Below are 23,718 nucleotides of genomic sequence, written 5' to 3' on the forward strand. Positions count from 1 at the left end.
TCGCCGGCGCGGGGCGCGCACGGGCCGTACGGGTCCGCGGTGCCGCTTTCGCCGGCGGGGGCCGCGCCCTACCCTGCTCGGGTTGGTTCACGATCGTTAACGGCCGACCCGAAGGGTGCGTGGGCAATGTCCGAGCTGCGGTTTGGTGAGTGGGTGGCGGTCCGCCGGCACGGTGACGCGGGGCGGGTCGCCGAGCTGGTGCTCGACCGGCCGAAGGCGATGAACGCCGTCTCCACCGGGATGGCGCGCGCGATCACCGAGGCGTGCGAGGCGCTGGCGGCCGACCGCTCGGTGAGCGTGGCCGTGGTGAGCTCGACCCACGAACGGGCCTTCTGCGTGGGCGCGGACCTCAAGGAGCGGAACTCCTTCTCCGACGCCGACCTGATGAAGCAGCGCCCGCACACCCGCGCCGCCTACACCGCCGTGCTGGAGCTGCCGATGCCCGCGGTGGCCGCCGTGCACGGCTACGCGCTGGGCGGCGGCTACGAACTGGCGCTGGCCTGCGACGTGATCGTGGCGGACCCGACGGCCGTCGTCGGCCTGCCGGAGGTCAGCGTCGGGGTGATCCCCGGCGGCGGCGGCACGCAGCTGCTCCCGCGCCGGGTGGGCGCCGCCCGGGCGGCGCAGCTGATCTTCACGGGGCGGCGGGTGCCGGCCGCCGAGGCGCTCGCGCTGGGCCTGGTGGACGTCCTCGCCGAGGAGGGCCAGGACGGCGCGGAGGCGCTGGCGCTGGCCGGCCGGATGGCCCGGAACTCCCCGGTCGGGCTGTGGGCCGCCAAGCGGGCGCTGCGCCTCGGACAGGGCACGGACCTGCGCACCGGCCTGGACGTGGAGGACGCGGCCTGGCGCTCGGTCGCCTTCTCCGGGGACCGGGCCGAGGGCGTCGCGGCGTTCAACGAGAAGCGCGACCCGGTGTGGCCGGGGGAGTGATTGGCGCGGGAAACGGCCGTGCCGGGCGGGCTCGGAGCGCGCACGATCCGGTAAACGTCGCAAACTGGTAAAAAGCGGCGGCGACAGGAGACGGGCGCATGAACGGCACCGGCGGCGGGGACGCCCGACTGCGCGCCGTCGCCGAGCTGGCGCGGGCGGTCGCGGCGGCGAAGTCGCCGATGGAGGCGGTCGTCGCCGCCGCGACCGCCGCGCGGGTCGCCCTCGGCGGCACCATGGCGGCGGTCTCCCGCTGGGAGCGCGACCGCGGGCGGCTGCGGGTCCTGGTCAACGACGGCGATCTCGCGCCCGACGAGGAGGCGCAGCCGGCCGAGGAGGTCTACTCGGTCGCCGACTTCCCCGAGATCGTGGAGTTCCTGCACGGCCGGTGGACCGAGGGCGGCGAACCGCACGCCTGGGTCGAGACGGCGGACGGCCCGGCCGGCGACCGCGCCGGCGCCTACTGCCACCAGCGGGTCGCCATGCTCCGCCGGCGCGGCCGCTCCTCCTGCGTGATCGCGCCGATCCTGCTGCACGGGCTGGCCTGGGGCGAGCTGTACGTCGCCCGGGCGGCCGGACGGCCGGTCTTCGACCGGGACGACACGGAGTTCGCCACCGTCCTGGCGGCGCTCACGGCCGCCGGTATCGCGCAGACCGAGCGGCTGGCGGAGGTCCGGCGGCTGGCCTTCACCGACCCCCTGACGGGGCTGGCCAACCGGCGGGCGGTCGACCAGCGCCTGGAGGAGGCCCTGGAACGGCACCGCGGCGACGGCACCCCGGTCAGCCTGGTGGTCTGCGACCTCAACGGCCTCAAACGGGTCAACGACCAGCTCGGGCACGCGGTCGGCGACCGCCTGCTGGTCGGCTTCGGCTCGGTGCTCTCGCTGTGCGGCGCGGCACTGGCGGACAGCCTGGTGGCCCGGCTGGGCGGCGACGAGTTCTGCCTGCTGTCGGTGGGGCACGGCGCCGAGGACGTGGTCCGGGTGGCCGAGGAACTGTGCGTTCGGACCAAGTGGCTGGGACTCGGCGACGGGGTGGCGGTCGGGGTGGCCTCGACGGACGCGGAGATCGGGCCGGTCACCTCGGCGCGACGACTGTTCCGGCTGGCGGACGCCGCCCAGTACCGGGCGAAGGCGCTGCACTCCATCGAGCCGGTCGTGGCGGGCCGCGGCGCGCCGGAGGACCCGGTCGTCCGCCTCGCCGACCAGCCCGCCGGCCACGACGTCGAACGCCGCCGCTTCCGCGGCCGGGACTAGGCGGGCGACGCCCGTGCCGTCCCGGCCGGCGCGAGGTGTCCTCCCTGCGGCGGCGCGGGGCGTGTTCCGGTCGGCCGTCGTGCGCCGGAGGTGGTTCCGGGGGCGTGGGAGTCGCGTCCGGGCTGCGGGTGGTGCCGGTGTGTGGTGCCGGGGGGCCGGGGCGTCCGGCGTCCGATGGCCGGCTCGGCGGCGCCGACGGCGGTGGCTTCGCGCCGCGGGGCGTGTTCCGGTCGCCCGTCGTGCGCCGGAGGTGGTTCCCGGGCGTGGGCGGGCCGCTGTGTCGGGCCCCCGGCCGTGGCGGGAGTCGCCGGGGTGCCGGGGCGTGCGACGCGTGTCGTGGATTCCGCGCTGCGGGGTCGACGCCCTGCCGTCCCCCTCGCGGGGCGGGAGTCGCGGCCTCCGCTCGTGCGGGCGCCCGCCGTCAAGGGCGCTCGCGCCGCCCGCGGCGTCGTGCCGCGGAGGTGAGAAACCGGACACGTGACAGCTAGCGATTCAGTCCGTAGGGTGCGTGAATATGGGTATGCATAACGTGGTGATCGGGGCCCACGGGGCCACGGTGGAGGATGTGCTGGCGGTCGCCCGGGGTGGCGCGCACGTGGAGCTGTCGGCGGAGGCGCTGGCCGGGATCGCCGCGGCGCGCGACGTCGTGGACGCGCTGGCGGCCAAGCCGGAGCCCGTCTACGGCGTCTCCACCGGCTTCGGCGCGCTGGCGGTGCGGCACATCAGCCCCGAGCTGCGCGCCCAGCTGCAGCGCAGCCTCGTGCGCTCGCACGCGGCCGGCATGGGCCCGCGGGTGGAGCGCGAGGTCGTCCGCGCGCTGATGTTCCTGCGGCTCAAGACGCTCGCCTCCGGCCGGACCGGTGTGCGCCCCGTCGTCGCGGAGACGATGGCCGCCCTGCTCAACGCCGGCATCACCCCTGTGGTCCACGAGTACGGCTCGCTGGGCTGCTCCGGCGACCTGGCCCCGCTCGCGCACTGCGCGCTGGTGCTGATGGGCGAGGGCGAGGCGGAAGGCCCCGACGGCGTCGTGCGGCCCGTGCCGGAGCTGCTGGCCGAGCACGGCATCACGCCCGTCGAGCTGCGCGAGAAGGAGGGCCTGGCCCTCATCAACGGCACCGACGGCATGCTCGGCATGCTCGTCATGGCCCTCGACGACCTGCGCCTGCTGTTCACCTCCGCGGACGTCACGGCCGCGCTGTCCCTGGAGGCGCTGCTCGGCACCGACAAGGTGCTCGCCCCCGAACTGCACGCCATCCGCCCGCACCCGGGCCAGGCCGCCAGTGCCGGCAACATGCGCCGGGTGCTCGCCGGGTCCGGACTCACCGGGCACCACCAGGACGACGCGCCCCGTGTGCAGGACGCGTACTCGATCCGCTGCGCTCCGCAGGTGGCCGGCGCGGGCCGGGACACCGTGGCGCACGCGCTGACCGTCGCGGAACGCGAACTGGCCGCGGCCGTCGACAACCCCGTGGTGGTGTTCGGGGAGGACGGTTCCGAGGGGCGGCTGGAGTCCAACGGCAACTTCCACGGCGCCCCGGTGGCGTACGTGCTGGACTTCCTGGCCATCGCGGCCGCCGACCTCGGCTCGATAGCGGAACGGCGCACCGACCGGCTCCTGGACAAGAGCCGTTCGCACGGCCTGCCCGCGTTCCTGGCCGACGACCCGGGCGTGGACTCGGGCCTGATGATCGCTCAGTACACGCAGGCCGCGCTCGTCAGCGAGAACAAGCGGCTCGCGGTCCCGGCCTCGGTGGACTCCATCCCCTCCTCGGCGATGCAGGAGGACCACGTCTCGATGGGCTGGTCGGCCGCGCGCAAACTGCGGCAGGCCGTGGACAACCTGGCCCGCATCGTGGCGATCGAACTGGTCGCCGCGTCCCGGGCGATCGAGCTGCGGGTGCAGGGCAGCGAGGTGCTGGTGCCCGCGCCGGCGTCGCAGGCGGTGCTGAAGGCGGCGCGTGAGGCGGATGTGACCGGGCCGGGCCCGGATCGCTTCCTGTCGCCGGACCTGGCGGCCGCGTACGAGTTCGTGCGCAGCGGCGCGCTGGTGGCGGCGGCCGAGTCGGCGACCGGGCCGCTCGCCTGAGTCCGGTGGGTCAGTAGGCGCGGGCGCGGCGGCTCGCATTGAGGACGAGCGCCGCACCCATGCCGAGGAACGCGGTGCCGCCGATCAGGTACGGCGTGGTGTCGACGCTGCCGGTGTCCGCGAGCCGCTGTTCCCCGGCACCGCCGGACGCGGTGGTGGAGGTGGTCGTGGACACCTCGGCAGCCGTCGTCGTCGTGTGCTCCGGGCTGGCGGACGCGTTCGGCACGAAGTAGAGCGCGCCCAGGACGGCCGCGGCGGTGACGGCGACGTAGGCGGGAGGGCGGTACGAGGTCAATGGATCCCCCAGCGGATGCGGTGACTTGACCGTGGAGCCCGATGGTAGTGAGACAAGGGGGCGGAGGAAAGTTCGAACCCGGAACGCCCCCTTCCGCAACCTCCGCGCCGCCCCCGCGGGTATCCTCCCGCCCGGATCCGGGTGCCTCCCCCCGCGGCGGGCCGCGCGAGCATACGCTCCGTCACATGAGCACTACTGACATCCCCATCGGGGAGAGCGGGCCGCGATACGTGCGGCTCCAGGTCGAGCTGGTCCTGGAGATCACGGGGTCCGACGAGCTGACGGATGCCGCGCTCGACCAGCTCGGCGGCGACGAGTACATGCCCGACGACGAGCGGCAGCACGCGGAGTCCTCGGTCCGCCAGGACGAGTCGGAGGCCCTGGCGTACCTGGTCGATCCGTTCGACCTGGTCACAGGCGTGCCGGGGATCGAGATGGTCCAGGCGTCATGGTCCTGCGCTCACACCGAGTACGACCCCGACTCCGACGAGTGGGACCTCTACGACGACGAGGCCGCCGACGACGCCGACGACGACGCATCCGACGACGCCGATGCGGAAGGGAAGGAACCGGGCCGCCGCTGAACGCGTCTTGATAGGTGCGTGCCTCACAGGCCCCGGGCCCATCATTGGGCCCGGGGTTCCGCATGAGCTGCTGTGGGCAACGCGATGGTGTTGTTTCCCACACTCTGCGGCGTGGAGGAACGGACCTAAGACCCTGGCAGTTCCCGAGAGTACGACCGAGGCTCGAATTGAGGTCCGCGGCCCGCGTAGCCGCGGGCTGGGGGATCGCGTACCGAAGACATTGGAGATTCGTGTGAAGCGCGCCGAGACCGGCACAGCCAACGACCCGCGCCCCACCCGCAAGCGCGGAACCGGGCTGGCAGCGATAGCACTGCTGGCCGTCGGCGCGATCACGCTGACCGCCTGCGGTGGGGACAAGGCGGACGCCGGCACCGACAACACCGTCAAGTCCCAGGCGTCGGTGGACGAGGCCGCGGCCCAGGACGCCTCCGACGCCCGAATAGCCATCACCCCCAAGACCGGCGCCGACAACGTCAGCATCAACTCCGGTTCCAAGGTCGCCGTCACCGACGGCAAGCTGAGCGCCGTGACGATGACCGCGGTCTCGGGCGGCAAGGAGATCGAGGGAACGATCTCCGCCGACGGCACGAGCTGGGCGCCGAACGCGCCGCTGGAGCGCGCCACCCAGTACACGATCGTCGCCAAGGCGGAGGACGCGAAGGGCCGCAAGGCGACGGAGAACTCGACGTTCACCACCGTCTCGGCCGCGCACAGCTTCATCGGTTACTACACGCCCGAGGCCGGCCAGACCGTCGGCGTGGGCATGCCGGTGTCGATCAACTTCAACAAGGCCATCACGGACAAGAAGGCCGTCCAGTCCGGCATCACGGTCAGCTCCAGCAGCGGCCAGCCGGTCGTCGGCCACTGGTTCAACGGCACCCGCCTGGACTTCCGCCCCCAGAACTACTGGACCGCCGGTTCCACCGTCACGGTCAAGCTGAACCTGGACGGTGTCGAGGGCGCCGACGGCGTCTACGGCGTCCAGGAGAAGACCGTCTCCTTCAAGATCGGGCGCAGCCAGGTCTCCACGGTCGACGCCTCGACCCACCAGATGAAGGTCGTCCGTGACGGCAAGGTCATCAAGAACATCCCGATCTCGGCCGGCTCCGACGAGCACACCACCTACAACGGTCAGATGGTGATGTCGGAGAAGTTCACCGAGACCCGGATGAACGGTGCCACCGTCGGCTTCACCGACGACGACGGCAAGGGCGAGTACGACATCAAGGACGTGCCGCACGCCATCCGCCTGACCACGTCCGGCACCTTCATCCACGGCAACTACTGGGGCTCGGACTACGTCTTCGGCCACGTCAACACCAGCCACGGCTGCGTGGGCCTGAACGACACCAAGGGCGCCAAGGACACCAGCACCGACGCGTACTGGTTCTACCAGAACTCGATCATCGGCGACGTGGTGATCGTGAAGAACTCCAAGGACAAGACGGTCGACCCCGCGAACGGGCTCAACGGCTGGAACATGAGCTGGGCCGACTGGAAGGCCGGCAGCGCCGTCTGATCCCTCTCGGCTTCCTCCCGACGCGCGAGGGGCCCGGAACCGCACGGTTCCGGGCCCCTCGCGCGCGTGCGGGCTAGTCCTTGGAGCCGTCGACGATGACCGGGGCGCCGCTGCCGTTCGTGCCGCAGGGGACCGCGTACACCGGGTGGGCCTTGGCGGCGTCCTTGAAGGCCTCCAGGCACTGGTTGTAGAGCACCTTGTCGTTCAGCGAGCGGGCGATGATCTGGTTGGCGCGGGCGATGCCCTCCGCCTCGATGCGCTTGCGCTCGGCCTCGGCCTTGGCCGTGCGTGCCGCCTCGACCGCACGCTCGGTGTCCTGCTCCTGCTGGATCTTCTTGTCGATCTGCGTCTGCAGCTGGTCCGAGGGCCGCACATTGCGCAGGTTGACGGCCGTGATGTCGATGCCGCGCGGCGCGAGGCGCTCCTTGATCAGGGCGTCGATCTCCCGGCCGATCTCCTCGCGGGCGGAGGCGTAGCCCTCCTCGCTGGTGTGCCTGGCGAAGACGTTGCGGATGATCTCGCGGCTGTCCGGCACCACCAGGCGCTCCTGGATGGCCTCCTCGTTGCCGGCCAGCCGGTAGAGGGCGACGGCCTTGGCGGGCACCACGGCCCACTTCACGGTGACGTCCGCGTACAGCACTCCGCCCTGCGAGGAGCGGACCTCGACGACGTCCTTGTCGTAGAGGTCGAGGTCCGCCGGGCGGGTGGAGAAGGACGTGATGTCGGTGAACGGCGACGTGAGGTGGACGCCGGAGGTCATCGGCGAGCCGACTCTGCCGAAGGTCACGGGTACGCCGACCTCGTAGGCGTTCACGACGTGGACGCAGGCGAAGACTCCGGCCAGCACGCCGGCGAGGGCGCCGAGCGCCGCGCCGAGCTTCCAGCCCCCGGTGCGGCCGCGGCCGACCAGGAACAGCACGACGGCCGCGATCAGCAGCAGTATGCACAGCACGAACACGGGAATCCCCCTGGGGCGAAGCGGTCCGCGCCGCCTCCCCGTGCGGCGCGCAGCGCATCGTAACGGCCCCCGGAGTCTAGGAGGTTCGCAGTTGCTGGGGGTCGTCGAGGACGTCGCGCACGACGCTGTAGGCCGCGCCCAGCAGGACGCCCTCCCGGCCCAGCCGGGACACCAGGACGGCGTCCGCGGGCCATTGGCGGTCGGTCACCCGGCGGTCCAGCTCCCGCACCAGCGCCCCGCGCAGCCAGGGGGCGAGCGCGGCGAGGGTGCCGCCCAGCACGACGGCCTGCGGGTCCAGCAGGTTCACCGCGCCGCTGAGCGCGATGCCGAACGCCTGCCCGGCCGCGGCCAGCGACTTCAGCGCCGCGGGGTCGTCCCCGGCGGCCGCGGTGTGCAGGGCCTTGAGGGCGTCCGACCGGTCGAGGCGGATCCCGGCGGACCGCAGCACCGCCTCCTCGCCCGCGTACTGCTCCAGGCAGCCGCGGGAGCCGCACGAGCAGCGGGGTCCGTTGGGGAACACCGGTACGTGGCCGAGCTCCCCGGCGAAGCCGCGGGCGCCGCGGAACAGCCGGCCGTCGACGACGAGCGCGGCGCCGATGCCGATCTCCGCCGAGACGTGCACGAAGTCCGTGACGCCCTCGTGGCCGCCGAGCCACAGCTCCGCCAGCGCGCCGAGGTTGGCCTCGTTGTCGACCAGCGTCGCGGCGGGGGTGAGGCCGTCGAAGAACTCCGCGGCCGGCACGTCCTCCCAGTCGAGGTTGGGGGCCCGCGTCACCTGCCGCCGGTCGCGCCCGACCAGGCCAGGTACGGCGACCGTCAGCCCGGCGGGGAAGAGCCCGTCCTCCCGGGCCTCCTCCGTCACCTGCCGTACGAGCGCGGCGAGTTCGCGCAGTACCTCGGGTGCGGGCCGGCCGCGGTTGGCGGTCTCGACGCGGGCCCGGACGCGGACCGTGCCGCGCAGGTCGATCGCGCAGACCGCCAGGTGGTCGACCCCGACCTCGGCGCCCAGGCCGACCGGGCCGGTGTCGCTGAGGGCGAGCGCGGTGCCGGGCCGGCCGACCGTGCCGGGGCGCTGCGTGCCGAGCTCCACCAGCAGCCCGGCCGCCAGCAACTCGTCCACCAGCGTCGAGACCGTCGCGCGGGTCAGCCCGACCTCGGCGGCCACCGCGGCGCGGGACATCTCGCCGTACGCGGCCACGGCATGGGCCACCAGGGCCAGATTCCGCCTCCGCACGCCCGCCTGCGATCCCGGGCCGTCCGCCACGCGCAGATCCCCTCTCGTCCGGTGTTCGATGTCCGATGTACCTTTCATGCGTTCATGTCCCCACCCTCGCACGCCCAGCGGCCCGGTCAACCGCCCGCCGGACGGGCCCGTACGTGCATCCGCTCGCCCTGGGCCCCGAAGAGGCTCAGGAACTCCACGGGCTGCGGTCCCGCGTTGGCGAAGCCGTGCGGGGTGCGGGTGTCGAACTCGGCGGCCTCACCCGCGGTCAGCATCAGATCGTGGTCGCCGAGGACCAGCCGCAGGCGGCCGGAGAGCACGTAGACCCACTCGTACCCCTCGTGGCGCCCCTGCTCGGGCCGTGCGGCCGGGTCCTGCGGCGCCTGGATGATCATCTTGTACGCGTGCAGCCCGCCCAGGTAGCGGGTGAGCGGCACGAAGGTCTGCCCGTGCCGGGTGACCGGGCGCGGATGGACGCGCGGGTCCCCGGTCGGTGGCGCCCCCACCAGTTCGTCCAGCGGCACGCCGTACGCCTTCGCCAGCGGCAGCAGCAGTTCCAGCGTGGGTTTGCGCTGCCCGGACTCCAGCCGGGACAGGGTGCTCGACGAGATCCCGGTGGACTCGCCGACCTGCGCGAGCGTGGCACCGCGCTCCCGCCGCAGGGCCCGCAGCCGGGGTCCGACGGCGGACAGCACGCCGGGGATGTCGTCGTCTGCCATGCCTCCATTTGCCGTTCCGGCAAGCGATCTTGTCAAGGCCGTACCGGGTGGCGAACGTCTCCCGCGCCGGTGCGGCCCGCGCGGAGGACGCTCCGCGCGGGCCCCACCGGAAGGCCGCGTCGCCGCCGGGGACCGCTCACTCCACCCCGAAGGCCCGCGACAGCTCCGCCCCGATGCGGCCGAGGGACTCCTCGTCACGCGGGACCGGGTCGTAGGACGGGCCCTCCGCGGTGTTCCAGCGGCGGGCGATCTCCTGCGGGGTCTCGCCCGTCAGCAGGGCCGCCGCCTGGGCCGCAGCGCCGAGGGCGACGAGCTCGTCGGCCACCGGGACGCGCACCGCGCGGCCGGAGAGCCGCCGGACGGTCTCCCGCCAGGCGGTGCCCCGGGCGCCGCCGCCGATCAGCAGCAGCGGTGCGTCGGAGGGGGCGCCGTCGACCGCGAGGACCTGGTCGAGCGCGCTGAGCAGGGCGTACGCGGCGCCGTCGTAGGCGGCCTGGAGGATCTGCCCCGGCGTGGTGTCGTGCCGCAGCCCGGTCAGCAGGCCGGAGGCGTACGGGAGGTTGGGCGTGCGCTCGCCGTCGAGGAACGGCAGCAGCACGGTGGAGCCGCCCGGGGCCACCGCTTCCCGGTCGAGCGAGAGCAGGGCCGCGACCTTGTCGACGGCGAGCGTGCAGTTGAGCGTGCAGGCCAGCGGGAGCCAGCCGCCGTGGCCGCCGGCGAAGCCGGCCACGATGCCCGTCGGGTCGGCGGGACGGGCCGCCGACGGGGTGTAGACGGTGCCGGAGGTGCCGAGGCTGAGCGCCGGCTGGCCCGGGGCGAGGCCGAGGCCGAGGGCGGCGGCGGCGTTGTCGCCGGTGCCCGCGGCGACGAGGGCGCCCTCGCGCAGCGGCAGGCCCGGCAGCACGGCGCCGGCCTGCTCGCCGGGGCCGAGGACGCGGGGCAGCAGGGCCGGGTCCAGGCCGATCGAGGCCAGCATCGCCTCGTCGTAGGCCTCGGTGTCGGTGGCCCACCAGCCGGTGCCGGAGGCGTCGCCGCGGTCGGTGACGGCGGCCCCGCTGAGCCGCTCGGTGAGGAAGTCGTGGGGCAGCCGCACGGCCGCGGCGGCCTTGGCGGCCTCCGGCTCGTGCTCGGCCAGCCAGGCCCACTTGGTGACGGTGAAGCTCGTGCCGGGCACGCTGCCGAAGCGCTCCGCCCACCAGGCGGCGCCGTGCTTCTCGACCAGGGCGGCCGCCTGAGGCGCGGAGCGCACGTCGTTCCAGAGCAGCGCGGGGCGCAGCGGCTTGCCGTCCGCGTCCAGTACGACCAGGCCGTGCTGCTGCCCGCCGACGGAGATCGCCCCCGCCTCCGCGGCGTACGGGCCGAGCTGGGCGAGGGCCTCGCCGAGTGCCGTCCACCACACCTCGGGGTCGGTCTCGCGGCCCTCCCCCTCGCTCACCACATGCCGTGCCTGGCCCCTGGCCAGCACCTTTCCGGTCTCCACCTCGACTGCCAGCACCTTGGTGGACTGCGTGGAGCTGTCCACACCCAGTGCGATCGTTCCGTGCCCCATGTCGCGGCTCATGCTGCGGCTCCCTTCACAAAGCGGCGTTCGCATATTAATTTGTTCAGCGGTCTTACGAATAGGAGCCGCCGCGATGAGTTTCACCCCCACCCCCGACGACAAGTTCACCTTCGGTCTCTGGACCGTCGGCTGGCAGGGTCGCGACCCCTTCGGCGACGCGACCCGCCCCGCCCTCGACCCCGTCGAGAGCGTCAACCGGCTCGCCGAGCTCGGTGCCTACGGCGTCACCTTCCACGACGACGACCTGATCCCCTTCGGCTCGGACGACAGCGCGCGTGAGGGCCACATCAAGCGCTTCCGCCAGGCCCTGGACGCCACCGGCCTGAAGGTGCCGATGGCCACCACCAACCTCTTCACGCACCCGGTCTTCAAGGACGGCGGCTTCACCGCGAACGACCGCGAGGTGCGGCGCTTCGCACTCCGCAAGACCATCCGCAACATCGACCTCGCCGCCGAGCTCGGCGCCAAGGTCTATGTCGCCTGGGGCGGCCGCGAGGGCGCCGAGTCCGGTGCCGCCAAGGACGTGCGGGTCGCCCTCGACCGCTTCAAGGAGGCGTTCGACCTCCTCGGCGAGTACGTCATCGAGCAGGGCTACGACATCCGCTTCGCCATCGAGCCCAAGCCGAACGAGCCGCGCGGCGACATCCTGCTGCCGACCATCGGCCACGCGCTGGCGTTCATCAACGAGCTGGCCCACCCCGAGCTCGTCGGCCTCAACCCCGAGGTCGGCCACGAGCAGATGGCCGGGCTGAACTTCCCGCACGGCATCGCGCAGGCGCTGTGGCACGGCAAGCTCTTCCACATCGACCTCAACGGCCAGACCGGCATCAAGTACGACCAGGACCTGCGCTTCGGCGCCGGCGACCTGCGCTCCGCGTTCTGGCTGGTCGACCTGCTGGAGACGGCCGGTTACGAGGGCCCGCGCCACTTCGACTTCAAGCCCCCGCGGACCGAGGACATGGACGGCGTGTGGGCCTCCGCCGCCGGCGGCATGCGCAACTACCTCATCCTCAAGGAGCGCGCCGCCGCGTTCCGCGCCGACCCGGCCGTGCAGGAGGCGCTGAAGGCCTCCCGCCTGGACCAGCTGGCGCAGCCGACCCTCGGCGAGGGCGAGAGCCTGGCCGACCTGCTCGCCGACCGCGGCGCCTACGAGGAGTTCGACGCCGACGCCGTCGCCACCCGCGGGTCCGCCTTCGAGCAGCTGGACCAGCTCGCCATGGACCACCTGCTCGGCACCCGCTGAGCCGGTCCAAGCGCGGCCCCCGGGCCGTAAACGGGTTGCCGCCGGGTCCCGCCCGGCGGCAACCTGCCCGCATGACGGAACTGCGTACGCTCACCCCGCACGACTGGCGGCTGTGGCGCGGCCTGCGCCTGGCCGCCCTCGCCGACGCCCCCCACGCCTTCGGTTCCCGACTCGCCGACTGGCAGGGCACCGGGGACCGCGAGGAGCGCTGGCGCGACCGGCTCGCCCTGCCCGGCACCCACCTGGCGGCCGTGCGCGACGGAGTGCCCTGCGGCATGGCGAGCGGTGTCCGGGGCGAGCAGCCCGGCACCACAGAACTGATCTCGATGTGGGTGGCCCGCGACGCGCGCGGCCACGGCGTGGCCGACCTGCTGATCCGGGCCGTCGAGACCTGGGCCGCGGGGACCGGCGCCGCGGTGCTCACCCTCGCCGTCGCGGACGGCAACGAGCCGGCCGCCGCGCTCTACCGCCGCAACGGCTTCGAGGACTCCGGCGAACGCGGGCTCATGCCCGACGGCCGCCCGGAGCGATTCATGGCGAAGCGGCTCCCGGCGGCCCCGGTGTGAGGCGACTCACCAGGCGAACGCCTCGGGGGCCGGCCCCGGCCCCGGGAAGATCTCGTCCAGCCCGGCCAGCACCTCCGGGTCCAGCTTCAGTTCCACCGCGCGCAGTGCCGACGTGAACTGCTCCGTCGTGCGCGGCCCCACGATCGGCCCCGTGACCCCGGGCCGGGTCAGCAGCCACGCCAGGGCCACCTCGCCCGGCTCCAGACCGTGCTTGTCCAGCAGGTCCTCGTACGCCTGCACCTTGGCCCGGACCGCCGGATCGGCCAGGCCCGCGGCCGACCGGCCGACCTTGGTGCGGGACCCGGTGTTCTCGCGCTCCTTGCGCAGCGCGCCGCCCAGCAGTCCCTGGTGCAGCGGCGACCACGGGATCACCCCGAGGCCGTACTCCCGCGCAGCGGGGATCACGTCGGCCTCCGCCCGCCGCTCCGCCAGGTTGTACAGGCACTGCTCGCTGACCAGGCCCACCATGCCGCGGTTCGCGGCGAGCTCGTTGGCCTGCGCGATCTTGTAACCGGGGAAGTTCGACGACGCGGCGTAGAGGATCTTCCCCTGGCGGATCAGCACGTCGACCGCCTGCCAGATCTCCTCGAAGGGCGTGGCGCGGTCGATGTGGTGGAACTGGTAGACGTCGATGCGGTCCGTGCCGAGCCGCCGCAGGCTCGCCTCCGCCGCCCGCCGGATGTGCAGCGCGGTGAGCCGGTCGTGGTTGGGCCAGGACTGCTCGTGCCACGCCTTTCCGTCGGCCGACATGTTCCCGTAGACCTTCGTGGCCAGCACGACCCTGTCGCGCCGGCCACCGCCGCGTGCGAACCACGCGCCGATGACCTTCTCCGTCAGTCCCTTTTCCTCGGCCGTGCCGTAGATGTCCGCCGTGTCGAAGAAGTTGACGCCCGCGTCCAGTGCGGCGTCCATGATCCGGTGACTGTCCGGCTCGTCCGTCTGCCCGCCGAAGTTCATCGTGCCCAGCACGATCCGGCTGACCTTCAGACCCGTGCGGCCCAGCTGCGTGTACTCCATGGAAGACCAGCCAACGCCTTCGAGTGGACTCACGGCAAGGAGAGTTGGGGATCACCGGGTACGGCGCCTCCGCCGGGCGGCAGGTCCGGCGGGGGCGGCGGGGGGCAGCGCGGGACCGCCGTCGCGCACCTGGAGCACGGGTGCTGTCGGCGCCGGTGCCGCTGGCGGCGCGCAGGCCGGGACGAGGGGGGCGTTCGCGGCGGAACTCGACGTCGTGGCGGGGCGCACCGGCCGGCCCGGACGGCGACCGCGTCCCGGACGGGGAGTTCGTCCGCGCCGACGACGGCGCCGTCGGTCGGCACCTCGGCGCAGCCGTGTACATGGGTCAGCCGCGTACGGATCTCACGGGAGAGCGGCGGCCGGGACGCGCGCCGGGCGGGGCGCCGCGGGGCGCCTGCCCGCCGGGGCGGCAGGAATCGGCTGCCCGGACGGGTCAGGCCGCCTGGCCGCCGGCCGTGCCTTTGGCGAAGCCCTCGCGCAGCCGGGTGAGTTCGTCGTCCGGGACGGCGCGCGCCCAGGCGTCGGGCACGCCCCGGACGGTGTGGTCGCTGCTGGTGGCGGCGGTGTAGGTGGCCGTGCAGGTCAGTGCGACCGAGCCGGAGGGTTGCATCGTCCGCTGGTAGGCGCAGCGCTTGATCTTCCTGCCGTCGAGCGTCATGTCGATGGTGATCTCCGCGTGGACCGGGGCGTCGGCGCTCGCTTCGGCGCCCGCCGATCCGTACGCGGAGTTCTGGAGTGTGAAGCGGGCCGTGCAACTGGTGCTGCCGCAGGGGGAGAAGCGCGCCTTGCCGACCGTGGTGAAGGTGACCGTGGGGTCGACGGCGGTCCGCAGCGCCGTCAGGTCCTGCTCGAAGCCGGTGGTGAACGCGTCGCGGTCGGTGCCGGTGAGCACGGAGACGGAGGTGTCGGTGCCGGCGGCCAGTGGGAGCGGTCCGGTCGCGGCGGGGGAGGAGCCGGAGGCCAGGCGGAGCAGGGTGTGGGGCGCGGAGTCGCTGATGGAGAAGCGGCCGCCCGGCGTGGACAGCAGCGTGGCGGCCCGTCCGGCCTCCCGGGCCGGGGAGGCGGTGGCGGAGGACGCGCTGCCGGCCGCGTCCCGGAGCAGGGCGGCGACGTTGGCGGGGGCCAGCGGGGCCGTCAGGTCGTCGATCTCGGGGAGGTCGGAGGCCGCGTCGAGCCACTGGCCGGAGATGCGGTCCAGCAGGTCGCCGGAGTAGCCGCGGCTCTTCCAGTACGCCTGGTCCGCCTTGGCCAGCCGGTTGTCGCCGGCGGTGAGCATCCGTACGGTCAGGCCTTCGTCGCCGAGGGAGCCGCGGCCCCATCCGCCCGGTGTGGTCTGCAGGTCGAAGGGCGTGGTCGAGCCCGCGTCGCGGGCGAACTCACCCCGGTACGACAGCACCTGGGCCTTCTCCAGGTTGTCCGCGGCCTCGCGCAGCATCCGCGCGGCGTCGGCGGCCGCCACCGGCGAGCCGCCGGGGGCCGTCCCCGCGGAACCGTCGCTCCAGGGGCTCGCTATGAGCAGCCCGGCCACCAGGACGGCGGTGGCGACACCGGCGAGGGCGAGCAGCAGCGTGGCGCGCCGGGGCCGGGACGCCGGCGGCGGTGCGCAGGCGGGCGTCGCCGGGTACGGGGGCCGGGCGGAGCCGTACACCGGCGGGGCGGGCGGCCCGAAGCCGCCGCCGTGTTCCGGCCCGGAACCGTCGCCGGCCCCCTGGCGGGTGCCGTGTCCGTCCCCGCCCCACGGCGTTCCGTCCGTCATCTGCGAGTCTCCCCATCGTGCATGGCCGCGCGTTCCCTGATGCGCGCCACCGTCAGAACGCTTCTCATCCAGGCGCCGACCCTCTCATCCGGCCCCCACGCCTGCCTCGGGCTTCGGTAAATCCCCGGCCGCGGCTTCCCGCCAGGGCGCTCGGAGTTCTCATCCGACTCCGGGGCGAACTCCTCCGCCGGCGGAAAGCCGCCCTGGGACCGGCCCTCGCTGTCGCGCCGGTCACCACCGTCGACTCGGTGTCGGCGGGCATGACGCGGGCACACGGCAAGGTACTCCAGCCGCTCCACGGCCCGGGCACCGACGTGACCGTCACCGAGGCGCGGAGCGCGCCCTCCTCCGGGAGCCGCGCGGGTCGCCTCGCAACCGGGCACGGCCGGTGCCGTCGGCGCCCTCAGTGGTCCACCCGGGCAACGGCGCAGTCCTGCACGGGTTCCGGCGGCCGGCGGCAGCGGGTGGCCATCACCCGCGCGCTGGGGAGAGACCGCAGGTGGCGCTCGCCGACGAGCCGACCCGGCGCCCTGGACGAGGGCGCGCGACGAGATCCGCGCCCTGCTCGAAGGGGTGTGGAAGGAGCACGGGCCGACCTTCGTCTCCTGCGCACCCACCACTCCCACATCTGCCGGTGGGCCCCGCGGCAGGCGACGGTCGAGGCGGGCCGGACGACCGCCACCGGCAACCCCGCCGCGTCCGGCCGTCGTTCGCCCGCCGTGGGGCGGCCGTGCCCGGCGCGAGGCGGCCGCGCGGGCCCGGAACGGAACGGCCGGCGGGGTGCGGAGAGCGTGGCGGGGGGCGACCGGGTTTCTCATCGCCCTCTCATCCCCACCTCACGCTGTCATCACAGCTGATTCCTACCGTCGCGTCAGCGGAAGGGAGGCCGGTCCTCCCTCCCGCTCCCCGGCTTCCGAACTCGGCGAGGAATCGCATGTTCTTCACGTATCTCCGGCGCGAACTCCGTCGCCGCAGAAAAGCGGCGCTTGTCATCGCGATGGGCCTCGCACTCGGTATCGCGCTGGTCATCACCGTCAACTCGGTGTCCGCGGGCATGACCCAGGCCCAGGGCAAGGTGCTCCAGTCGCTCTACGGCCTCGGCACGGACATGACCGTCACCAAGGCCGCCGATCCGTCCTCGGCGGGCGCGGAGCGTCCGCGCTTCCAGTTCAACGCGCGCGGCGACGACAAGGAACAGAGCAGCGACCGCGTCGTGGTCCAGGGCTTCACCACGCTGAAGTCCTCGGTGGTGAGCGACGTCGCGGGGCAGAGCGGCGTCAAGCAGGCCGTCGGCGGCCTCAGCCTGGTGGTCATCAAGATCAACGGCCAGTTCCAGCGCGGCACCTTCCAGCAGGACCCGAACAGCGGCGGGGGCGGCTTCGGCCGCGGGGGCGGCAGCCAGCAGCCGCGCGGCACCGTGCGCGGCGGCGGCGCCAACTTCGGCATCGACAACTTCACGCTCTTCGGCACCGACGTGGCGCACATGGACCTCGGCCCGCTGACCTCCTCGAAGATCACCTCCGGGAAGACCTTCACCAGCTCGCAGACCGACGCCAAGGTCGCCGTCCTGGACAGCGCGTACGCGAAGCAGAAGAAGCTGTCGGTGGGCAAGACGCTCACCATCTCGGGCACCACGTTCTCGGTGATCGGCATCGCGACCGCGGACAGCGGATCCTCCGGCGCGAACGTCTACATCCCGCTCCAGCAGGCCCAGACGCTGTCGGACTCCAAGGACAAGGTCACCACGGTCTACGTGTCGGCCACCGACTCGCAGAAGATCGACTCGGTCAAGTCGGCCATCCAGAAGAACATCTCCGGCACGACGGTGACGACCTCCTCGGACCTGGCGTCCACGGTGTCGGGTTCGCTGTCCACGGCCTCCGACCTGGCGACGAACGTGGGCAGGTGGCTGTCGATCGCGGTCCTGATCGCCGCGTTCCTGGTGGCCGGGCTGCTGACGTCCTCCGCGGTCAACCGCAGGGTGCGGGAGTTCGGCACCCTCAAGGCGCTGGGCTGGAAGAGCGGCCGGGTGACCCGCCAGGTGATGGGCGAGGCCCTGGTCAACGGCCTCATCGGCGGTGTCCTCGGCATCGCGCTCGGCCTCGGCTGCGCCTACCTCATCACCGAGATCAGCCCGACCCTGGAGGCGTCCGTCGGCCGCACCGGCGGTGGCGGTTCCGGTGGTGGCGGCTTCGGCGGCGGCGGTTTCGGCGGCGGGCAGGGCGGTCCGGCCCGGCAGGCCGCGTCCAACGTTCTCAAGATCGCACTCGAGGCCCCGGTCAGCGTCAACACCATCGTCGTCGCGGTGGTGCTGGCGGTCGCCGGCGGTCTGATCGCGGGCACCTTCGGCGGCTGGCGCGCCTCCCGGCTGCGTCCCGCCGACGCCCTGCGCCGCGTCGAGTAACCGCGCCTCCCTCCCCGAGACGGGTGCCGCGCCCCGGACCTTCCCCCTGGCGGGGCGCGGCTCCCACCCCTTCTCCTCCCAGGCTTCAGGAGTCATCTCATGTACAAGCTGAGCGGCGTGACCAAGCGCTACTCGCGCGGCAAGGACGTCGTGGACGCGCTGCGCGGCGTGGACCTCGTCATCGAGGACGGCGACCAACTGGTCATCAAGGGCCCCACCGGCGGCGGCAAGTCCACCCTGCTGCAGATGCTCGGCGGCCTCGACAAACCGACCTCGGGCTCGGTGGAGCTCGACGGCGTCGACCTCGCCCGGCTCAGCGAGAGCCGGCTGACCAAGGTCCGCTCCGAGAGCATCGGCATCATCTTCCAGAGCTTCAACCTGATCCCCACGCTCACCGCGCAGGAGAACGTCGAGACCGCGCTCGTCCCGCTCGGCGTCAAGGCCGCCGCGCGCCGTGCCCGCGCCGCCGAGGCGCTGGACTCCGTGGGCCTCGGCGACCGCCTGCACCACCTCCCGGGCGAGCTGTCCGGCGGCCAGCAGCAGCGCGTGGCCATCGCCCGCGCGCTGGTGAAGAAGCCCAAGGTGCTGCTCGCCGACGAGCCGACCGGCGCTCTGGACGAGGGCACCCGCGACGAGATCCTCGCCCTCCTGGAGGGCCTGTGGAAGGAGTACGGACTGACCTTCGTCATGGTCACCCACGACTCCGCCATCGCCCGTCGGGCGACCCGAGTCGCCACCATCAAGCGGGGCCAGGTCACCGTCTCCGACCGCACGCCCGCGGCCTGACAACCCGCCCCACCCGTCCCGTCCGTCCCGCGGGGCAATGAGGAATCCCCGGGGCCCGCATCGGCGGGCCCCGGGGATTCCTCGGTTTCGGGGGATGCTTCCGGGTCAGTCGCGCTGAGCGCCGGCCGGGAGCGAACGCAGCCTCAGCGTGCCGGCAGCGGACTTGCTGCTCGTGCCGAAGGCGTAGTTGAGCATCTTGGTGGCGTCGGCGAAGCGGTTGTCGCCGGTGGAGCTGTGGAGCAGCACGCCGACGATGGTGCGGCCGTTGCGGGTGGCGGCGAAGATCAGGCAGGGGCCGGCCGAGGTGCCCGTGCCGGTCTTGACGCCGACCGCGCCGCTGTAGGCACCGAGCAGCTTGTTGGTGTTGTACCAGGTGTACGTACGGCCGTTGGTGGCCTTCTGCACCGACTTGGCGGTCTTCACGACATCGCGGAAGTTGGCGTACGACATGGCCTTGCGGGCCAGGACGGCCGCGTCGCGCGGGGTGGTGTAGTTGCTGCCGGCCGAGGATATGCCGTCGAACGAGTCGTACTTGGTGTTCTTCATCTTCAGCGCCGCGGCCGTGCTGTTCATCTTCTTGATGAACGAGCTGGTGCGGGCCGAGACGGTGCTGCCGGTGCCGTACGTGTCGGCGAGCGCCATGGCGGCGTCGCAGCCCGAGGGCAGCATGAGTGCGTAGAGCAGCTGCTTGACGGTGACCGTGTCGCCCTTTTTCAGGTCGGCGGTGCTGGCGCCGTTGCGGACGACGTAGTCCCGGTAGGCCTGCTTGATGGTGATCTTCTTGTTCAGGTCCAGGTGCGGGGTGCCGAGGACGACGGCGGCCGTCATCACCTTGGTGGTGCTGGCCATCTGCCGCTTGGTGTCGGCGGCCTTGCTCCACAGCGCCTTGTTGGCCGTGCTGTCGAGCAGGAAGGCGCCGGTGGCGGTCACCGAGGGGGCCTTGACCGTGGCCGCCTGGGCCGGGGCCACCGCCGGGGCGGCCACGACGAGGGCACTGGAGGCCAGGAGTGCGGCGCCGAGCCGGTGCGTCCTCGTGATGCCGAGTCTCAAAGAAACTCCATGGGTCGATGGATGGGATCGGGCAGCACATCCTGACATCCGACCGGCGAACACCCGTACGGAGGGCCGGAGTTGTGACCCGACGCGGACACGACGCGGGTGGCCCGCCGGGAACGGAGACATCCGTTCCCGGCGGGCCACCCCGAAGGCGCGCCTGCCCGGGCGGTCGGCCCGCGCGGACTACTTCGTGCGGTAGGCGTTGAAGATCGCCTCGTCGAGCGTGTTGCCCTTCTTGTCGGTCACCAGGGCCCTGAGCGAGACGCCCGTACCGGCCTTGGGGTTCTTCAGCGTCACCTTGCCGCTCTTGACGGTGAGCGCCTTCCAGTGCGCGCCGCCGTCGGTGGACCAGTACACCTTCAGCGACTTGAGGTTGGAGCCTGCGGCCGAGCCCTGGACGGTGACCGGGATGGTCCTAATGAGGCCCGGCCAGGAGGTGCTCGACGTGCTCAGCGCCGGGGTGAAGCGGACCACGGAGGCGGGCAGCCTCGCCTCGGCGCGCTGGGAGGTGAACGTCCAGGTCGTGGTGATCCTGGTACTGACGGTGGCGGGCTTGCTGCGGATCACCGTGCTGCTGAGCCGGTAGGCCGCCTTGCCGCCCGGGACGGTGAACGAGACGCCCTCGTCGAGAATGCCGTTCACGGTCCCGATCTTCGCGCCGTTCCGGTAGAGGGTCGTGCTGGCCTTGTCGTAGAGGGAGCCGCCGTCGTGGCCGGCTCCGTCGTCGAAGGCGCCCACGTAGCCGAAGATCCTGTCCCCCGAGCGGAACAGCCCCGACTGGGAGTCCAGCTTCGGGCCGAAGACGCCGACGTTCCAGGTGCGGTTGTAGCTCTTGCCCTTGGCGTAGGGGTGATCGTCGACGAACCAGGCCGCCTCGGGAGTCCCGGTGGCGTCGATCTGCAGGAAGCTCTGCGACCAGGTGACACCGGAGCCGTTGACGTACACGGTCCTGGTGTACGGCAGCTTGACGGCGTGGCCGCCCACCACGAGGAAGGCCTCGTTGACCGTCGGTTCGGAGATCAGCAGGCCGAGCTTCTTCGGTGCCGGGGCACCGGCCGTGGTGTTGATCCTGGCCAGGTCGCCGCTCGCGACCGTCTTGGTGAAGCCCGTGTAGAAGGACGCGGTCCGCCCGTAGGCCACGTCGAAGACCTTCGAGCCGTGCTCGAAGACGCCCGTCACCGCGGCCTGGAACTGGGACGAGGTGAAGGAGGGACCGATGTGCGCGGTGCGGAAGTCGGTCATCGTGCCGGCGCTGAAGGTCAGCCCGCTGCCGCTGTCGCCGTAGTCCAGGCTGTAGCCGACGGAGAGATCGGTCTGCTTGGCGGCCGAGTCGGGCAGCTTGAAGACGAAGGGCTTCGCGACGCGGGCGTCGAAGGTCAGCGTGGTGTCGCCGGTGATCTTCACCACCGGGCGGGTCAGCCAGTCCGCGCTCTGCGGCGTCTTGCCGTCGGACTTCAGCTTCATGATCATGCTGTCCACGCTGTAGGTGCCCTTGGGCACCCGCACCGTGGTGGTGCCGGCGGTGAGTTCCGGGGCCACGTCGAAGTCGTCCAGGCTCGTGACCATCGTGTCGAAGGTCGCGGCCGGGTGTCCGGTGCGGTCCAGGTTCTTGATCGTGAGGTTGTACGACTCGGCCTCACGGACCACGGCCGCCGCGGTGCGCACGCTCTGGCCGCCTCCAGTGGCCACCACATAGGCGCTGTAGGCGCCGTCGACGGTGCCGCCGAGGGTGGAGTCGACGGTCACGGTCGCCTCGGCGGCGCCGCCCGCGGGGACGGTCACCTGCTGCTTGTCCAGGGTGAAGAAGCCCGCGGGTGCGGCGCCGCCGCGCGGCCCCTGGCCGGTGAGCGACAGGTCGAGGGTGACGTCCTGCTGACCGGAGTTCCGGTAGGTGACGGTCCTGGTCAGCCGGGGGTCGTCGTTGTGCGGCCACAGCGCCGTGCCGAAGTTCAGCGACGCCGGCTCGGCGACGACGCTCTGCCCGATCGCGCGGGCCACGTCGATCCGGCCGGAACCCTGCTGGAAGGGGGTGTAGCCGCCGTCCTCGGCGGACCCGATCAACACCGCCTTGATCTGCTGGCCCGTCCAGTCCGGGTGCTCCTGGGCGAGGATCGCCGCGGCGCCGGTGACGTGCGGGGTCGCCATGGACGTGCCGGAGATGGTCAGGTAGCCGTCCGCGGGGTGCGGGACCTCCGGGTCGGTGTCGATGACACTGCCCTTGGCCGCGGCCGCGGTGATGTCCACGCCGGGGGCGGTGACATCGGGCTTGATCGCGCCGTCGCCCACGCGCGGACCGCGCGAGGAGAAGTCGGCGAGCGCGTCGCTCTTGTCGACGGCTCCGACGGTCAGCGCGGCGTCGGCGCTGCCGGGCGAACCGACGGTGGAGGGCGCGTCGCCCTCGTTGCCCGCCGCGATGACGAACAGGGGGGCGCCGGGGCCGGCGGACAGCCGGTCGACGGTCGCCTCGATCGGGTCGACCCCCGGGGTGTCGCTGCCGCCGAGGCTCAGGTTGACGATCCTGGCGCCCTGCGCGGCGGCCCACTCCAGGCCCTTGATGATGCCGGCGTCGTCACCGAGGCCGTCGTCGTCCAGCACCTTGCCGCTGATGATCTGCGCGCCGGGGGCGACGCCCTTGTACGTGCCGCCCGACTTCACGCCGGTACCGGCCGCGATGGAGGCGACGTGAGTGCCGTGGCCGAAGTGGTCGGTGGCGTTGTCGGAGTCCGAGAAGTTCACGGCCTGCACCACCTTGGTGCCCGCGGGCAGGTCCGGGTGGCGGGTGTCGACTCCGGTGTCCAGGACAGCGATCTTGATGCCCGTGCCGTCGTAGCCGGCGGCCCACGCGGTCGGCGCGCCGATCTGCGGCACGCTCTTGTCGAGCGCGGCCTTCTGGATCGCGTTCAGCCAGACCGTGCCCAGGCCGGACTCGGCCGAGGCGTACGGCGAACCGTTTCTGTCGTTGGTCAGCGCCGACCAGACGTCGGCCGCGTCCTTCTCCGGGGCGGTGACGGACTCACCGTTCAGCCGCGAGAAGGTGTGCGTCACCTTCGTGCCCTCGGCGGCGTGCAGCTCGGACCTGGCGTCCGGCGCCCCGCCCCGGTACGTGACGATCAGCCCGAGGCCGTGCCGCTCGGCCGCCTTGCGGTACTCCGCGCGGCTGAGGGTGGTCACGTCGAAGAGCCGGCGGTCCACGCGGCCCTGCGCGATGAGCTGCGTCGCGTCCTGCGGGACGACGTAGACGTGGCCGTTCTGCCGGCGGGTCTGGACCGGTATGCCCTCGCGGCCCTTCGCGCGCTTCACGGCGACGGGCGTGCCCTTGGCGTTCACGGCGACCTGGTCACCGGTGATCAGGGTGATCCACGTCTGCCCGCCGGCCGCGCGGGCGCCGGCGGCGCCGGCCGACGGCTGTGCTCCCGGCGTTCCCGCCGCGGTGGCCGGCAGGACGACGCTCGCGGTCAGTACCGCGGCGACCCCCGCTGCGAGCGCTGACGCGCGCGCCTTGCTCCACTGTGCGTGCAACTTCTCCCCTGGTGTCTGTGTCATGACACGCGGGAGCCGCTTCCCCGGCGCGCGCACGCGATGTTCCCCCCGCGGCGATCCCCCCGGCGAAGCCCCCCCCGCCTACTTACTGCTCAGTATCCGCCGGTGTCCTCCGAGTCTCCAGAGCCCCACAGGTAAACACCGTGTCAGATTCGGCCTAGTGTCCTCCATACGTTCGTGCGATGGGCGGCGGGGGTTCGTTGAAGCGCTTCGACGGTTCTCT

Annotated in this window: 18 protein-coding genes; 9 read left to right on the top strand and 9 right to left on the bottom strand. The window is 72.8% G+C overall.

Annotated features, from left to right (window positions below; all coding sequences use genetic code 11):
• Window positions 1-126: 126 nt before the first annotated feature.
• The 3 genes from ACIP98_RS04715 (at window position 127) to hutH (ending at window position 4,269) form a co-directional block, all read left to right on the top strand.
• Complete coding sequence (locus tag ACIP98_RS04715) at window positions 127-930, top strand: enoyl-CoA hydratase-related protein (RefSeq protein ID WP_319658685.1); 804 nt, start codon at window positions 127-129, stop codon at window positions 928-930.
• Window positions 931-1,028: 98 nt separating this feature from the next.
• A complete protein-coding gene (locus tag ACIP98_RS04720; protein WP_319658686.1) occupies window positions 1,029-2,183 on the top strand; it encodes a GGDEF domain-containing protein in 1,155 nt (384 codons plus the stop codon).
• Window positions 2,184-2,703: 520 nt separating this feature from the next.
• On the top strand, window positions 2,704-4,269 hold the full coding sequence (hutH, locus tag ACIP98_RS04725) for a histidine ammonia-lyase (protein WP_319658822.1): 1,566 nt from the start codon (window positions 2,704-2,706) through the stop codon (window positions 4,267-4,269).
• A gap of 10 nt (window positions 4,270-4,279) precedes the next feature.
• On the opposite strand, the gene ACIP98_RS04730 is transcribed toward hutH, so the two are convergent.
• Window positions 4,280-4,564 carry a hypothetical protein gene (locus ACIP98_RS04730; protein WP_319658687.1) on the bottom strand — a complete coding sequence of 95 codons (285 nt, stop codon included), beginning with the start codon at window positions 4,562-4,564 and terminating at the stop codon, window positions 4,280-4,282.
• 185 nt (window positions 4,565-4,749) lie between these two features.
• Here ACIP98_RS04730 and ACIP98_RS04735 point away from each other — a divergent pair, with 185 nt between their 5' ends.
• Window positions 4,750-5,148, top strand: a complete 399-nt coding sequence (locus tag ACIP98_RS04735) for a hypothetical protein (protein ID WP_319658688.1) — start codon at window positions 4,750-4,752, stop codon at window positions 5,146-5,148.
• Window positions 5,149-5,380: 232 nt separating this feature from the next.
• Window positions 5,381-6,667: an Ig-like domain-containing protein gene (locus ACIP98_RS04740; RefSeq protein WP_319658689.1), complete on the top strand. Its 1,287-nt coding sequence runs from the start codon at window positions 5,381-5,383 to the stop codon at window positions 6,665-6,667.
• A 73-nt stretch (window positions 6,668-6,740) separates the two neighbouring features.
• On the opposite strand, the gene ACIP98_RS04745 is transcribed toward ACIP98_RS04740, so the two are convergent.
• The 4 genes from ACIP98_RS04745 to xylB form a co-directional block, all read right to left on the bottom strand.
• Window positions 6,741-7,619, bottom strand: a complete 879-nt coding sequence (locus tag ACIP98_RS04745) for a prohibitin family protein (RefSeq protein WP_319658690.1) — start codon at window positions 7,617-7,619, stop codon at window positions 6,741-6,743.
• A gap of 82 nt (window positions 7,620-7,701) precedes the next feature.
• Window positions 7,702-8,937, bottom strand: coding sequence for an ROK family protein (locus ACIP98_RS04750; RefSeq protein ID WP_319658691.1), 1,236 nt, complete (start codon window positions 8,935-8,937; stop codon window positions 7,702-7,704).
• Window positions 8,938-8,975: 38 nt separating this feature from the next.
• Window positions 8,976-9,566, bottom strand: a complete 591-nt coding sequence (locus tag ACIP98_RS04755) for a helix-turn-helix domain-containing protein (protein WP_401973738.1) — start codon at window positions 9,564-9,566, stop codon at window positions 8,976-8,978.
• A 136-nt stretch (window positions 9,567-9,702) separates the two neighbouring features.
• Complete coding sequence (xylB, locus tag ACIP98_RS04760; protein ID WP_401973739.1) at window positions 9,703-11,127, bottom strand: xylulokinase; 1,425 nt, start codon at window positions 11,125-11,127, stop codon at window positions 9,703-9,705.
• A gap of 73 nt (window positions 11,128-11,200) precedes the next feature.
• On the opposite strand from xylB, the gene xylA reads away from it, so the two are divergent.
• Window positions 11,201-12,370, top strand: coding sequence for a xylose isomerase (xylA, locus tag ACIP98_RS04765; protein ID WP_319658694.1), 1,170 nt, complete (start codon window positions 11,201-11,203; stop codon window positions 12,368-12,370).
• 71 nt (window positions 12,371-12,441) lie between these two features.
• Window positions 12,442-12,936 (top strand): GNAT family N-acetyltransferase, encoded by a 495-nt coding sequence (locus ACIP98_RS04770; RefSeq protein ID WP_401973741.1) that lies wholly within the window; start codon window positions 12,442-12,444, stop codon window positions 12,934-12,936.
• 6 nt (window positions 12,937-12,942) lie between these two features.
• On the opposite strand, the gene ACIP98_RS04775 is transcribed toward ACIP98_RS04770, so the two are convergent.
• Together ACIP98_RS04775 and ACIP98_RS04780 are read right to left on the bottom strand one after the other, a co-directional pair.
• Window positions 12,943-13,953 (bottom strand): aldo/keto reductase, encoded by a 1,011-nt coding sequence (locus ACIP98_RS04775; RefSeq protein WP_401973743.1) that lies wholly within the window; start codon window positions 13,951-13,953, stop codon window positions 12,943-12,945.
• A 433-nt stretch (window positions 13,954-14,386) separates the two neighbouring features.
• Complete coding sequence (locus ACIP98_RS04780) at window positions 14,387-15,709, bottom strand: hypothetical protein (protein WP_401973745.1); 1,323 nt, start codon at window positions 15,707-15,709, stop codon at window positions 14,387-14,389.
• A gap of 934 nt (window positions 15,710-16,643) precedes the next feature.
• Between ACIP98_RS04780 and ACIP98_RS04785 the strand changes: the two genes are divergently transcribed.
• Both ACIP98_RS04785 and ACIP98_RS04790 read left to right on the top strand, forming a co-directional pair.
• Window positions 16,644-18,113 carry an ABC transporter permease gene (locus ACIP98_RS04785; RefSeq protein ID WP_319658698.1) on the top strand — a complete coding sequence of 490 codons (1,470 nt, stop codon included), beginning with the start codon at window positions 16,644-16,646 and terminating at the stop codon, window positions 18,111-18,113.
• A 99-nt stretch (window positions 18,114-18,212) separates the two neighbouring features.
• Window positions 18,213-18,899 carry an ABC transporter ATP-binding protein gene (locus tag ACIP98_RS04790; RefSeq protein WP_319658699.1) on the top strand — a complete coding sequence of 229 codons (687 nt, stop codon included), beginning with the start codon at window positions 18,213-18,215 and terminating at the stop codon, window positions 18,897-18,899.
• Between the two features lie 105 nt (window positions 18,900-19,004).
• Here the strand turns inward: ACIP98_RS04790 and ACIP98_RS04795 are convergent, their stop codons facing one another.
• On the bottom strand, window positions 19,005-19,949 hold the full coding sequence (locus ACIP98_RS04795) for a D-alanyl-D-alanine carboxypeptidase family protein (RefSeq protein ID WP_401973748.1): 945 nt from the start codon (window positions 19,947-19,949) through the stop codon (window positions 19,005-19,007).
• 189 nt (window positions 19,950-20,138) lie between these two features.
• The gene (locus ACIP98_RS04800; protein WP_401973750.1) at window positions 20,139-23,498 is read right to left on the bottom strand and encodes a S8 family peptidase; all 3,360 of its coding nucleotides are present in this window, start codon (window positions 23,496-23,498) and stop codon (window positions 20,139-20,141) included.
• Between the last annotated feature and the right edge of the window lie 220 nt (window positions 23,499-23,718).

Source organism: Streptomyces sp. NPDC088354 (assembly GCF_044753585.1).
Classification (GTDB): Bacteria; Actinomycetota; Actinomycetes; order Streptomycetales; family Streptomycetaceae; genus Actinacidiphila.

Bases quoted from the DNA above. Each gene is read 5' to 3' on its own strand.
- ACIP98_RS04715 (WP_319658685.1), top strand. From the start codon at position 127: ATGTCCGAGCTGCGGTTTGGTGAGTGGGTGGCGGTCCGCCGGCACGGT.
- ACIP98_RS04720 (WP_319658686.1), top strand. From the start codon at position 1,029: ATGAACGGCACCGGCGGCGGGGACGCCCGACTGCGCGCCGTCGCCGAG.
- hutH (WP_319658822.1), top strand. From the start codon at position 2,704: ATGCATAACGTGGTGATCGGGGCCCACGGGGCCACGGTGGAGGATGTG.
- ACIP98_RS04735 (WP_319658688.1), top strand. From the start codon at position 4,750: ATGAGCACTACTGACATCCCCATCGGGGAGAGCGGGCCGCGATACGTG.
- ACIP98_RS04750 (WP_319658691.1), bottom strand. From the start codon at position 8,937: ATGAAAGGTACATCGGACATCGAACACCGGACGAGAGGGGATCTGCGC.
- ACIP98_RS04755 (WP_401973738.1), bottom strand. From the start codon at position 9,566: ATGGCAGACGACGACATCCCCGGCGTGCTGTCCGCCGTCGGACCCCGG.
- xylB (WP_401973739.1), bottom strand. From the start codon at position 11,127: ATGAGCCGCGACATGGGGCACGGAACGATCGCACTGGGTGTGGACAGC.
- xylA (WP_319658694.1), top strand. From the start codon at position 11,201: ATGAGTTTCACCCCCACCCCCGACGACAAGTTCACCTTCGGTCTCTGG.
- ACIP98_RS04770 (WP_401973741.1), top strand. From the start codon at position 12,442: ATGACGGAACTGCGTACGCTCACCCCGCACGACTGGCGGCTGTGGCGC.
- ACIP98_RS04775 (WP_401973743.1), bottom strand. From the start codon at position 13,953: ATGGAGTACACGCAGCTGGGCCGCACGGGTCTGAAGGTCAGCCGGATC.
- ACIP98_RS04780 (WP_401973745.1), bottom strand. From the start codon at position 15,709: ATGACGGACGGAACGCCGTGGGGCGGGGACGGACACGGCACCCGCCAG.
- ACIP98_RS04785 (WP_319658698.1), top strand. From the start codon at position 16,644: ATGTTCTTCACGTATCTCCGGCGCGAACTCCGTCGCCGCAGAAAAGCG.
- ACIP98_RS04790 (WP_319658699.1), top strand. From the start codon at position 18,213: ATGTACAAGCTGAGCGGCGTGACCAAGCGCTACTCGCGCGGCAAGGAC.
- ACIP98_RS04800 (WP_401973750.1), bottom strand. From the start codon at position 23,498: ATGACACAGACACCAGGGGAGAAGTTGCACGCACAGTGGAGCAAGGCG.